The sequence below is a fragment of the [Clostridium] symbiosum genome, assembly GCA_036419695.1.
Classification (GTDB): Bacteria; Bacillota; Clostridia; order Lachnospirales; family Lachnospiraceae; genus Otoolea; species Otoolea symbiosa_A.
The window spans coordinates 4373022-4386832 of sequence record CP143946.1 but is presented as its reverse complement, the minus strand read 5'-3'; the positions used below and the strand labels follow the sequence as shown (position 1 = coordinate 4386832).

Below are 13811 nucleotides of genomic sequence, written 5' to 3'. Positions count from 1 at the left end.
CTTTTTTTATACCGAAACCGTTGCTTTCCCGATCCGGATGCATGTTTATAGACTTATGACAAAAAGTTATAGTTCAAATGATTTATAGATCGTGTACTTATAAAACATTGTAATATATGATTTAACTACATAAATCATTTTGGCTTATTTTGGTGAGTCAGGCAAACGCTATAAGGAGGGGAAAACACATGAAAAAAACAGGTACTCGGATTTTTATGTTAACTATTTTAGCAGCAATGCTCGGCGGGTTAAGCGGCTGTGGGGGCTCGGGAAGCGCTTCGTCGGCGAAAACCGATGCGGAAACTACGAAACAATCGGCGGGGGAACAGGGGGCATCCGGGGAGACAACGCTTGAAAAGACGGATTTAACATGGGGAACCGGCACCCTGGGAGGCACGATTCAGCTGATGGGGACAGCATGCGCTTCCGTTCTTCAGGAGAAGATACCGAATATGACCGTCACGGTACAGGCAACAGGCGGTTCCATTGAGAATTGCCGTCTGCTGTCTTCCGGTGACATTAACATTGGACATACCACACAGATGTATGACGCCTATGTGGGACAGGGGCCATTTGCGGAGGACGGAGCCAATGATAAAATCCTTGCGCTGATGGATTTGTATGATGTAGAGAGCGTGGCGATTGTACTAGATAAGAGCAGTATCCAGTCACTGGAAGATTTGCAGGGAAAGACCGTAGTCCTGGGGCCTTCCGGTTCCGGAATCGCATCGATGGCCACGGCGCTTATGTCGGCCTATGGCTACGATGACAGCAACTGTAAGATGCTCAATCTGGCCAATGATCAGGCTGTGGACGCACTGAAAGACGGAACCGTGGACATGATTTGGGGCTTCTGCAGTGCGAAAGTACCCGCGTCCTATCTGGAATCACTTTATACGACGGTTGACTGCCGGGCGCTCCCTCAGGATCCGGAAAAAATTGAACTGGCCTGCAGCAAGAGCAAGGACTTTTTCCAGTCCGTCATTGCGGGCGGAACACTGCCGTTTGTAGAAGGCGATTACGTTAATATGGCTGCTCCGGCTGAGCAGTTTGCTTCTGCGGCGATGAGTGAGGAAGTTGCCTATACATTTGTAAAAACAATCTGTGAAAATGTAGATTCACTGGAGAGCTACTATGCCCCCGCTAAATGCATTACCGCTGAAAACGCACTTCACGGCCTGCCTAAAGAAGTACCGCTCCATCCGGGCGCCGCAAAATATTTTAAAGAGGTGGGTGTATGGGATGACGCTTATACAATCGGCCAGTAAAAAGGGAACCGGGTAAAGGAACCATATTATAACGGGAAACCCGGACCGCCGGACCGGATGTCCGGGTTTTTCACCAGATTAAAGAAAGGAATTTTACATGGAAAACAAAATAAGCAAAATTGCAGGTAAGATTTTTCCTGTTGCGGCTTTTGCTATGAGTGTTTACCATCTCTGGCAGGTGATGATACCGACCATGGATCCCACCAAGCATATGGATATCCACCTTGCTTTTGCACTGGCGCTGGTATTTTTGAGCGCAATGACAATCAAAGAAGATAAGAATCCGCGCCGCGTGTATTTGTCACAAATAGCAAGCATCTGCTTTTTAATAATGGCCCTTGTTTCCACCGCCTATATCTTTGTAAACTTTGAAGCTCTGCTGAACAGGGCGGGCAGATACACGGGAATGGACACCATCATCGGACTGCTTATGATTTTGGCCGTCCTGGAGGCCACGCGGCGTACCTATGGGCTGCTTCTGCCGGGGCTGGTTGTTATTTCCCTGCTGTACGGACACTTTGGGAAATTTCTGCCAGGACTTTTTCATCACGGTGGATACAGCTGGCCAAGGCTGATCGCCAGCGTTACCACATATCTGTATGGAATTTTTGGAACGGTCCTGAATGTTTCGGCCACCTATATTGTTCTGTTCATGATTTTTGGAGGCCTGCTGGAATCCAGCGGCGCGGGACAGTTCTTTATTAATATTGCGATTGCCATCGGCGGAAAAACACGTTCCGGCGCGGCGCAGGCAGCGGTAATCGGAAGCGGCCTGGTTGGTTCCATCAACGGAAGCGCCGTGGCAAACGTGGCCTCCACCGGCACATTTACAATCCCGATGATGAAGGACAGGGGATACGAGCCGCATTACGCGGGCGCCATCGAGTCGGTCGCATCGACAGGCGGCATGATTATGCCTCCCGTCATGGGAGTCGGAGCCTTTATTATGGCCGGGATTATCGGAGTTCCCTACGCTAAGATTGCACTCTGCGCATTGCCGGCGGCGCTTATGTACTATGTAACGACAGGAATTTCCGTACATATGCGCGCACTGCGCTGCGGATTCAAACCTCTTCCGGACGAAATGATTCCGGATAAGAAGAAGCTGATGAAGGAGGATGGAATCTTCTTTCTCCCACTGCTGGCAATTATTGTCCTTTTGATTTCAGGAACCTCGGTAATGCGAAGCGCATTTCTGGGCTGCGTGATACTGGTCATCTGCTATGCGGTGAAAAATTCGCTGCACAACCCGAAATTTATTTTCACCCGTCAATTCTGGGGATTTTTATACAACGGCCTGGTAAGCGGGGCCAAAAGCGCTATGACGGTTGCAGCGGCCTGTGCGGCGATGGGAATTGTCACACAGATCTTCGTCATGACGGGTCTTGCCATGAATATTGTATTCTTTATTAAAACACTTTCCGGCAGTGTGGGCCTGGTTGCACTGATTCTGACCATGGCGGTGACAATCCTGTTCGGTATGGGGGTCCCGACGACGGCCGCTTATGTTCTGGTGGCATCCCTTGCCGGCAGTGTCCTGGTGGAACTGGGATTTGACAAGCTTGCCATCCACCTGTTTATTTACTATTATGCGGCTCTGGCAAACATCACGCCGCCGGTCGCCAGCGCAGCCCTGGTCGCCTCGAAGATTGCCAAGGCAGACTATTTTAAGACCTCGGTCACGGCCACAAGGCTGGGACTTCCCGGATTTATACTGCCGTTTATGTTCGTATACCACCAGGAACTGCTGCTGCAGGGAAATGTACTGTCGATTGTTTCTATCATATTCTCCAGCTTTGTAGGTCTGTTCTGCATGTGCGCCTGTTTTGAAGGATTTGTGTTCCGCAAACTGAATCCGCTGGAACGGATACTGATGGCGGTCTGCGCAGTCTGCGGCATCTGGCCGGGAATCAAGACCGATCTTATCTGTTATGCGATATTCATTGTGGTGATAGGCGGCCAGTATATACAGAGCCGGAGACTGAAGAAAAACAAGACGTTGACTACTGATGATGTTGATTGATGAACCAGTCAATGAATTTGAATGAATATAGGAAGGAGTTGTTATAGAATGAGAGCATTAATTATTGACCGGGTTTCCGAGGTGATCGCCACGGGGCTGCGTGAACGCGGAGTAGAGGTGGATATTAAGATTCTGCCGGCTGTGGACGAACTGAAAGAACTGCTCCCGGATTACGACCTTTTAATTATGCGCGTTGATCCGAAAATAGGCAGGGAGGTACTGGATGCGGCGGCGAAACGGGTTAAGATGATAGCGGTCTGTTCAACGGGAACCAATCATATCGACCTGGAGTATGCGGCGCAACTGGGAATCCGTATTCTGAATGCGCCGGGTATCAACTGCAATGCGGTAGCGGAGCTGACGATATCAAAAATGCTTGATTTATCCCGTTTCACGATGGAAGGGGACCGAGAGGTACAGGAGGAACGCATCTGGAACAAATACAAGTACACCGGCCATGAATTAAAAGGCCATGTACTTGGCCTTGTGGGCCTCGGAAAAATCGGAAGCCGGGTTGCCCATCTGGCGCAGGCCTTTGACATGAAGGTGTTAGCCTACGATCCTTATGTGGATGCAGCGGCAATGGAGGAAAAGGGTGTTACCAAAATCGAAACGCTGGGAGAACTCTGCGCCGCCTCCGATTACATAAGCGCCCACACACCGCTGACCGACGAGACGCGTGGAATGATCTCGACGAAAGAATTTGAGCAGATGAGAGATGGAACAATCCTGATTAACTGCGCCAGGGGCGGAGTCGTGGACGAATCTGCGGCCAAAGCGGCTCTGACAAGCGGCCGGCTTGCCGGTTTCAGCACGGATGTGCTGGAAAATGAGCTGGCGGGAAAAGGATTGGGCGACAATGCAAAACTGGAATCCGAACTGTTTGGCTCAAAGGGATTTACCGTCAGCCCGCATATCGGCGGCAGCACCCATGAGGCATACGACGGGATAGGGGAACACATTCTGAGCGGGGTTGTGGAATTCTATGGGCTGGATGACAAGGTAAGATAATCAAACACAAAATGAAATAGGACTGAGAAAATATATGAGGAGGAGTACAGGGATGGAAGTAAGAAAAAAGGTGACGCTGAGCTATATTCTGGAGAAGAAGGCGAAAGGGGAGAAGCTGGCGAGAACGGCGCTCTATGATTATCCGATGGCCGTATTAGCGGAGGAAGCCGGAATTGAGATTATCAATATGGGTGATTCCATTGCAACCGTTATGCTGGGACACAAGACGACAAATGAGGCGGATTTGAATATTATGATTGAGCACGCAAAGGCAGTGCGCGCAGGAACGCCAAGCGCATTTATCATGGGAGATATGCCGTTCCTTTCCTATCAGATCAGCGACGAGGAAGCCATAAGAAACGCCGGACGCTATATCCGTGAGGCAGGCATGGACTGCGTTAAAATCGAGGGCGGCATGGAAATCGCCCACACTGTTGCGGCGCTGACAAAGGCAGGTATCCCTGTCATTGCCCATACGGGACTGACCCCGCAGAAGGCGCTTCAGCAGGGAGGATACAAAACCCAGGGACGCGACATGATGGCGGCGGTTGAGCTGATCAAAGAAGTAAAGGCATTTGAGGAGGCGGGAGCCATCGCAATCGTGGTGGAAGCAGTACCGGCCGAGGTTGCCAAGATTATTTATGAGCGCAGCAACATCCCGATCCTGGGAACAGGATGCGGACCTTACAGCGACAGCCCGATGATTAATTTTTATGATTTACTGGGCTTCTATGAGAAAAATGCGAAGTTTGCAAAAAAATATGCCGACGTAAGAGGAATAATCCTGGATGCAGTGGGCCGTTTCGTAGAGGAGTGCCATGACGGCACCTACCCGGCCCCGGAGCACTGCTATAAGATGAAAGCGGGCGAGGAAGAAAAACTTCAGGAACTTTTGAAAGAGCAGGGAGTTTAGATGGCATTTCTGTTGAGAGGAGAGCCGGTCGCGGAAAATGTGCGCCGGAGAATCGGGAAAAAATGTGAAATCCTTCAGAAAAGGGGAGTGGTTCCCACCCTTGGAATTGTTCGGGCCGGCAGCAGGGGAAACGACATCGCCTATGAGCGGGGCGCAATGAAACAGGCGCAAAAGCTGGGAATAAAGGTAAAGCAGATTACGCTTGCAGAAGAAATTTCCGGAGAAGAACTGTGCCGGGTGCTGCAAGAAATCAATACGGATTCCAATATTCACGGCTGTCTGATATTCCGTCCGCTGCCAAAACGGTTCAATGAGGCGAAAATACTGGAGATTCTCAAACCGGAGAAAGATGTGGACGTCATAACAGCAGCCTCCATGGGCAGGATGGTCACGGGGGCGTATAATGAATACGCTCCCTGTACGGCGGCGGCCTGCCTGGAACTTCTGAAGTATTATCAGATCCCTCTGAAGGGCAGAAGAGTAACCGTAGTAGGCAAAGGAATTAATGTAGGCCTGTCGATTTCCCTGCTTTTACTGAACGAGGAGGCGACAGTATCCGTCTGCCATATATTTACGGCACCGGAGGAAGTAAAACGTCTCTGCAATGAAGCGGACGTGCTTGTATCCGCGGCGGGATGCGCCGGGTTGATTGGGGCGGAACATGTACGTCCGGGGCAGATTGTGATCGATGTGGGCGTAAATATGGGAAACGATGGAAAGACGTGCGGCGACGCAGATTTTAATGCGGTTGAGCCGATAGTGGAAGCTATTACACCGGTTCCCGGCGGCGTTGGAGCCGTCACATCCTGCATCCTGATGGAGCATGTGGTGGATGCGGCTCTCCGGGAAACAGAGGATCCGTCAGAAGATGCCTGAACATAGTTTCCCCTGCACCAAATTTTAAATAACAACGAAAAGCACGCTCCGCGGACTTTTCATTGCCACCCAATAAAAAAGTCTCAGAGCCCGGCAGGTAAACCGGTATACTCTGAGACTTTTCTATGTTTAAATGGTGGAGGAGTATTTCACTTTATAAATTGCAAGTTGTTTATAGTAATTGCGCTGTGGTGCTAAAATTATTTACCAAAGTATCTGTTTAACAGACCTTCAAATGCTCTGCCGTGACGGGCCTCGTCTCTGGCCATTTCATGAACTGTGTCATGGATTGCGTCAAGGTTGGCAGCTTTCGCACGTTTTGCAAGGTCAAACTTACCTGCTGTAGCGCCGTTCTCAGCTTCTACACGCATCTCAAGGTTTTTCTTTGTGCTGTCTGTTACTACTTCGCCGAGTAACTCTGCAAATTTAGCAGCATGCTCAGCCTCTTCGTAAGCAGCTTTTTCCCAGTATAAACCAATCTCAGGATAGCCTTCTCTATGAGCAACTCTTGCCATTGCAAGATACATACCAACTTCTTTACATTCGCCTTCGTAGTTAGCTCTTAAGTCCATCATAATATCTTCACTTGCGCCCTGTGCTACGCCTACAACGTGCTCAGCGGCCCAACTCATATCTGCTGCCTGCTCTTTGAACTTCTCAGCCGGTGCATTACATACTGGACATTTCTCCGGAGCTGCTTCACCTTCATGAACATAACCACATACCATACATACAAATTTCTTCATCGTTAATCTCTCCTTTTCTTTACATATATTAATATTAATTTAATTGGTGTTGTGTCTATCAGTAATCAAAATCAATAATGATAATGATTACTGATATTAAGATACCACAACTTGTTTCATCTGTCAATACAGATTTTAAAGATTTTTTTAAATATTACTGGCCGGATGCAGAAGAGCAGTCACCGCAGGTACCATAGAAGAAAATAGTGTGATCTTCAATCGTTCCATTAACATGCTTGCCCGCTTCTTCCTCCAGTCCCTTTGCCGCATTCATAGAGATATCCATGATTTTTCCGCACTGTTTACATACGAAGTGGTAATGAGGGGAGGTATCATAATCAAAGTGGTCAGTTCCATCCCCACAGGAAAACTTGCGTATTTCGCCTAAATCCACCAGGAGATTCAGATTCCGGTACACGGTACCAAGACTGATATTGGGAAACTGTTCCCGGATGCAGGTGTATAAGGCGTCAGCGGTAGGATGATCCTTACGCCCCATCAGGCAGGTTTTAATGGATTCCCTTTGGCGGCTGTACTTGAGTGTTTTCATAAGCAGCCTCTCTTATTGTGATATTAATAATAGTTACTGTTTATATTATGATCCATTCAAGCAGATTTGTCAAATGTTTTTTATTGTTTTACTTTCAATGGCGTCCTCATTTTCTCCTTAATTACTGGAGTGAGGCATATACTGATACATGCACATAGCAGTCTTAGAAACCGGCATAGTCTGTAAAATAATATGCCCTGGCCCCGTAATCACGGTATTAAAAAAGCCTTCGCCGCCAAACAGCATATTTTTTGCCCCCTTTACGGCCTGCAGATCAATGGAGCAGGTTTCGGTCATGGCGGCAAGATAACCGGTATCAATAATCATCTTTTGGCCTGGCGCAAGATCATATTCCACCGCAGCCCCGTCAATTTCAAGGAACGCAGTACCCTGGCCGGACAGCTTCTGCATAATAAAACCCTCGCCGCCGAAGAAACCGGCGCCGGCTTTCTTCTGGAAGAAAACAGAGAGGTCAACCCCAGCTTCAGCCGCCAGAAACCCTGCTTTCTGTACAACAAGTGCAGAATTGGGAGTAATATCAACAGCTCTGATAGAACCGGGGAAAGAAGAAGCAAACGCGATCATCCCGTTGCCGCCGCGGGCCGTATAGATATTCTGAAACATATTCTCACCCGAGAACATCCGCCCAAACATCTTCCCAATCCCACCCCCGGAAGTATTCATCTCCATATTAGGACTCATCCAGCACATAGCCCCGCTCTCATTAAACATAGACTCCCCATTCTCCAGCGAACAGATAACAACAGGAAGATTCCCGCCCTTAATTTCATACTGCATAAAAGACCTCCTTATAATATGTAAAGATAATAAAAAGTTAAAAATAAAAGCATACTGACATTATAGCAGAAAAAGAAGCAGGAAGAGAGAAATTAAGAAAATGGTAAAAAAGAGCTGGTAAAAAGTTACTGTTCACTCCGTGCCCAGTAACACGCTGCGCGATGCACAGAAACGGCAAAAAACGCTGTTGATTGTAATGAAAAGTCCGCATCGCGCATTTTTCGTTGCGTCGCGCCGCAACCCTCGGGTTTTCTGTGACTTTCGCTACGCTCCACTCACAAAATACTACCTGTGGACAGAAACGGTAAAAAGCGTCAGCAAAAGCCATAAAAAGAAAAAAACTGGATTGAGGAGGGGGGAGGTGGTATAATGTACGCGTAAGCAAAGAGCAGGGCCACCAAATATCCAGAACACAATTTGTCTGGGAGCCAGCTCACAAGCAAATTGTGTTCTGGATATTTGGTGATAGGGCGAATGCCCGTGAGTGAGATGGAGCGAAGCGGAATCGAACTCCCCTGCGGAGTAGAGGAACGCCCCAGAAACTCCCGGGAGCCAGCTCACAAGCAAATTGTGTCTTGGATATTTGGTGATAGGGCGAATGCCCGCGAGTGAGATGGAGCGAAGCGGAATCGAACTCCCCTGCGGAGTAGAGAGAAGCAACATTCCCCCCACAGCGTCCCTGGGCCCCGTCCCAGGCAGCATCCCCCCCATCCCCCCCTCTCACGCTTACCCCCCAATCCCACCCCAAGGAGGATCCCCGAATGAGCAAAAAACAAATCCGTCAAATCATCACCGATTTAACCGAACGGCTGTGCCGAAAAGAATTCCTGGAGGAATCAGGGCTCAGCAAGAAAAACATTCTGATGTTAATGAATAAAGAACACTGGGAGGAGCAGCTCACGCGTCTCATCCCGATTAAAAAGCGGGTTTCCTGCCGCACGGTATACGAAATCTGTGAGGAGCCCCTCGCGCTCTTAGGACGCGAACCCGAAGAGGGCTGGATGAAATTCACTTATCAGTATGTCTGCCACATTCTCTATCCCGATGAGGCATTCACGGAAGCCACGGGCAGATTCTCGGCCGGGGCCTTATTCTACCTGGAAGTTCTCCAATATTTCTTCGATATGGAGCGGGAGGTAATTCCTTTTGATTCCCTCTATGATTTTGGCTTCCTGAGCGATGAAGAAGCGCATAAATTTGAATCATTCGAGGAATATATCCGGTTTAAAAATACATTTGCCAAAGAATATATCTACGAAATGATGCGTTTGAACGCGGAGGTAACTCCGTTCAGAACGTTGGAACATATTGCAGGAGTCCACTATGTGGCCATGACGGTCGGACGGGGACTTGCCGAAGCGGGGCTGCCAATCGATTTGACACTGACTTCGGGAGCTGCCGCAGGCCATGATCTCGGTAAATTCGGCTGCAAGCCCAACGAGCGTGTGCCTTATCTTCACTATTATTATACAAACCAGTGGTTCAACAATCACTCCATGGAATATACCGGCCATATTGCGGCCAACCATTCCACCTGGGATCTGGAGCCGGAGAACCTGTCGGTGGAATCCCTGGTCTTAATCTACTCCGACTTCCGGGTCAAACAGAGCCGCGGCGAAGACGGACGGGAAATCACCTATATCTCCAGTCTGGACGAGGCGTTCAATGTCATCCTTTCCAAGCTGGACAATGTGGATGAGACAAAGCTGAACCGGTACCGTTTCGTCTACTCCAAGCTGCATGACTTTGAGGACTACATGCGCTCACTGGGAGTCGATGTAAACCTAGACGGCCACCCGCAGAAACGCGCCGCCCTTCCCGATATTTCACTCAGAAATACGGAGCAGACGATAGAATCCCTGGTATTTATGGGAATTGAACATAATATCGAGATCATGCACCGCATGGCTGCGGAACGGCAGTTCGGAAACCTGCTGGAGGCGGCCAGGAGCGAAAAAAGCTGGAAGAATATTCGTGCATACCTGAATATTTTTGAAGAATATTTCACCTATACAAACGACAAGCAGAAAGAGCAGACACTGGGATTCCTTTATGAACTCCTGATGCACAGAGAGGGCGATATCAGGGCTCAGGCCGCGAAGCTTCTCGGCCATGTCATTGCCCAGTTCAATGCAGGATACCGGAAAGAGAGACCGGCCGATATGCCAGATATTGCCGAAGCCAGGGTGATGGAACTGTGGAATGAATATCTGGAAATGATCATCCGTCCCGACCACAAGCTCACTGTCCAGCAGAAACGCCGTATACGCTATAACCTGAAGGTGGTTCTGGATTCAATCGTAGAGTATGCGGGTGCCGCGGACTTCCATCATTTTCTCCGGGCATTTTTAAAGTGGTATGAGAGGGGAGAGGAACTGGAACCGGGGGAGGCCTTTGTCCTTCTCGACACGGTGCACTTTATGCCGTTTGAACAGTTTAACGAGGAAGAACTGGGCCGCGTCGGAAACTTTGCGGTTTACGAGGCCGGGGCGGACGAACTGGAGGTTCGGATTGCCGCGTGGAGGGCGTTTAAGCTGATTACGGCATACCAGCCGGCCCATCCATGCTGTGAGGCGATCGCTGAGTGCGTGATGAATGCGACCGTGGAAGGAAACATTACAATGACATTCCTTCAGTACCGCGTTTTAAACAATCTGGGTTACGATACGGAGCTTCAGCAGAAAGAGCTTTACGAGCGGGACGTGGTTTCCGATATTTTTCTGGATAACCTGAAGACGTCTACACCCTGGATCATCAAGGCGGTTAACATAAAACTGCTGGTAGATCAGATAGACCACGGGAAATATGAGCACATTCTCCACATTGCCGCCCATTTTTCCAACCTGATCAAAGTCAGTGAGCACGTTGTCGTGCGCCACGATGCGGGCCAGGCGCTTTTGCGGATTATCGAACTTCTGACGCCGGATCAGCGGAACGAAATTTCCGTCGAGCTGGTGAAAGGCCTGGAGGTGGGAGAATATGAATTCTCCAAATACATTCCCCGCTATCTGGGAGAGTCGGCCCTGTGGCTGCCGCCCGAGCAGCTTGATGAGATCCTGGTGTATCTGAGCAGCCTGATGGCCAGCCCCAACGACAGGATTGTCTCGGTGGCTCTTGACACGGTGGGAATTCTGCTGGAATGCTATCCGTGCTACAGGGAGCGGTTTAAGGATGAGCCGGAGCGCTGGGAGCGTCGTCGCAGAAGGTTCCTGGGCATGCTGTTAAACGGACTTGCCAACTACAGGGAAACAGTGCGCCAGGAGGCCCTGCTTGTAATCGGCCAGACCGTGTTTGGGTCAAACCGCCTTACATGCAGTGAAAAGAATGAGATTTTCTCCCTCTGTTTCAGAAAACTGCTGTTCCTGCTCAATGAAAATAAAGGGGATGAACTGACCGCATTTTACCGTGCGGCAGCCCTGTCCAATATCTGCCGTTTCATTACGGCATACCGGCTGAATGAAGGGGAATTCCAAATTGAGGAGAGAAATGAGGTGGCATTTTTCCCGGGAACCTTTGACCCCTTTACGCTGTCCCACAAAGAGATTGTCCGTGAGATTAGAAATATGGGCTACGAGGTGTACCTGGCCGTGGATGAATTCTCCTGGTCTAAAAAAGCGCAGCCCCACCTGATCCGCCGCCAGATTGTCAATATGTCGGTGGCCGACGAATTCCATGTGAACCTGTTTCCGGACGATATTCCGGTCAACATTGCAAACCCGGCGGACTTAAAACGGCTGAAAGAAGTGTTTGAAGGCAGGGAGGTCTATATTGTAGCAGGCAGCGACGTGATAGCCAATGCTTCTTCTTATAAGAAGAAACCCTGCGAACATTCCATCCATACCATGAACCACATTGCGTTCCGGCGTGTCGGCGACAAGCGTTCGGACAACAAATATAACAGAAAGATGATGGAATCCATTACCGGCAAGGTCTTTGAACTGGAACTGCCGGAGCATTTAGAGGATATCAGTTCCACGAAAATCAGGGAAAATATCGATATGAACCGCGATATTTCCAACCTGATCGATCCCTCTGTCCAGGAGTACATCTATTATAACGGATTGTATTTACGGGAACCGGAATATAAACCGATTATACGGGCCAGAGCTATTGCTTTCGAGGAGGTAAAGGAGCCGGAGGAAGCGCTGTTAGAAGAAATTTCGGAGCGTATCCTGAAGGAAGAGGATCACAGGGAACAGCTTATGGAATCGATCCGTATTTCAGGGGATCACCTGCTGCTTCTGAGAAATACCGTGGACGATAACAGGCTGGTGGGAGTGGCAAGGTTCCGCTCTCTGGCGCCGGATGAGCTGTTTACGGTGCTTAAAAAAGTAGATCTGGCAGACTTGGTCCGCCGCCACACATCGGGGGAAATTCTCCTGATATCGGGAATCCATGTGGAAAAGGATCCGATGATATACGATGCGGAACAGCTTCTGCTGGCGGAAGTGATTGCCCGTTCCCTGCCGCTGCGGTGTGGCTACGCCCTGTTTTTCCCGTATGAGGGACGCTGCCCTGAGCGTGTGCTCTCGGCTATCGAACGCCAGGGTTTTGTGAAAGCGCCCGAGTTCCAGGAGGAGGCGCCGCTGTTCCTGGTCGATATGCATGCGCCCCTTCTGTTAATGCAGAACCTGGAGACGACCTTAAAGGAGCCGTTTTCCAGCAATCCGCGCGTGCTGAAGGCGATCTACAAGGCACACCAGGATTTACAGATGGCAATGACCGGATTTTATCCCGGGCAGCTCGTGCTGTCGCTTTCGGCCAGCCTGATTTACCACCGTCTGGTGGATATGATTACTTCCCTGAATGAAGTTCCGAGGGAGCCGGTGGTTCCAAGGAGCCTTGGAGAGGCCATGTGTGTGCCGTTTGGAAAAATCCTCAGGGGAAAGGTCATCCCGAATACGGTTACAAAAACGCTCCATACAGATAAGGTTTTTTCGCCGGACCTGAATGAAGATGCCATCGAGGCATTCCCTTACTATTCACCGTTAAGCAGCCAGATCCGGGCAATTAAGTCGTTTGACCGCCCCGTTATCCTGGTGGATGACCTGCTGCACCGCGGAGGCCGTTTTGAGGCGCTGGAACCGATGCTCAGCGAGGCGCGGGTAGAGATAAAGAAAATCATTCTGGGTGTGATTTCCGGATATGGCCGGGATACGCTGGCAACAAAAGGCGTGGAGGCAGACAGCGTTTATTTTGTGCCGAACCTCAAATTCTGGTTTGTGGAATCCACACTCTATCCGTTTATCGGAGGCGACACGGTGCGCCGCGATACGGTGCAGGTGGCGGGGCTTACGCCTTCCATCAACCTGATACTGCCGTATGCCGTTCCGCCGCTTAAGGACTGCAGCAGTGAATCATTGTTTGAATTTTCCGCCTGCTGTATCAGGAACGCGCGTGATATCCTGCTGGTCCTCGAGGCGGAGTACCGGGATCAGTTTGCAAGAAACCTGACTCTGAGCCGTCTGTCGGAAGCGGTTATCCTTCCGCTCTGTCCGGATAAGGGAGACTGTGTAAGCTATGACCCGAACCTGGCTGCGTCCGTCTATCTGGAAAATGATCTCCAGATGCTTTACCGGACGAAGAAAGCCATAGGGCGGGAATTATAATAATAAGGAGGAGACAG

The 13811-nt window shown here is 49.8% G+C and carries 9 protein-coding genes; 6 read left to right on the top strand and 3 right to left on the bottom strand.

Translation table 11 applies throughout. The annotated features are described in order from the left end of the window. Nucleotides 1-188: 188 nt before the first annotated feature. The 5 genes from V3C10_19675 (at nt 189) to V3C10_19655 (ending at nt 6091) form a co-directional block, all read left to right on the top strand. Complete coding sequence (locus tag V3C10_19675) at nt 189-1268, top strand: TAXI family TRAP transporter solute-binding subunit (protein WVP61496.1); 1080 nt, start codon at nt 189-191, stop codon at nt 1266-1268. 97 nt (nt 1269-1365) lie between these two features. Next, nucleotides 1366-3291: a TRAP transporter permease gene (locus V3C10_19670; GenBank protein WVP61495.1), complete on the top strand. Its 1926-nt coding sequence runs from the start codon at nt 1366-1368 to the stop codon at nt 3289-3291. 48 nt (nt 3292-3339) lie between these two features. Then, on the top strand, nt 3340-4302 hold the full coding sequence (locus tag V3C10_19665) for an NAD(P)-dependent oxidoreductase (GenBank protein WVP61494.1): 963 nt from the start codon (nt 3340-3342) through the stop codon (nt 4300-4302). 52 nt (nt 4303-4354) lie between these two features. Further along, nucleotides 4355-5215: a 3-methyl-2-oxobutanoate hydroxymethyltransferase gene (panB, locus tag V3C10_19660; GenBank protein ID WVP61493.1), complete on the top strand. Its 861-nt coding sequence runs from the start codon at nt 4355-4357 to the stop codon at nt 5213-5215. Beyond that, nucleotides 5216-6091 carry a bifunctional 5,10-methylenetetrahydrofolate dehydrogenase/5,10-methenyltetrahydrofolate cyclohydrolase gene (locus V3C10_19655; protein WVP61492.1) on the top strand — a complete coding sequence of 292 codons (876 nt, stop codon included), beginning with the start codon at nt 5216-5218 and terminating at the stop codon, nt 6089-6091. Between the two features lie 200 nt (nt 6092-6291). Here V3C10_19655 and V3C10_19650 read toward each other — a convergent pair whose 3' ends face one another. The 3 genes from V3C10_19650 to V3C10_19640 form a co-directional block, all read right to left on the bottom strand. Then, nucleotides 6292-6837: an NADH peroxidase gene (locus V3C10_19650; GenBank protein WVP61491.1), complete on the bottom strand. Its 546-nt coding sequence runs from the start codon at nt 6835-6837 to the stop codon at nt 6292-6294. Nucleotides 6838-6991: 154 nt separating this feature from the next. After that, entirely contained in the window at nt 6992-7387 is a 396-nt protein-coding gene (locus V3C10_19645) for a transcriptional repressor (GenBank protein ID WVP61490.1), read from the bottom strand. 117 nt (nt 7388-7504) lie between these two features. Further along, nucleotides 7505-8185 (bottom strand): TIGR00266 family protein, encoded by a 681-nt coding sequence (locus V3C10_19640; GenBank protein ID WVP61489.1) that lies wholly within the window; start codon nt 8183-8185, stop codon nt 7505-7507. 761 nt (nt 8186-8946) lie between these two features. Between V3C10_19640 and V3C10_19635 the strand changes: the two genes are divergently transcribed. Then, the gene (locus V3C10_19635; GenBank protein ID WVP61488.1) at nt 8947-13794 is read left to right on the top strand and encodes a cytidyltransferase-related domain protein; all 4848 of its coding nucleotides are present in this window, start codon (nt 8947-8949) and stop codon (nt 13792-13794) included. Nucleotides 13795-13811: the final 17 nt, after the last annotated feature.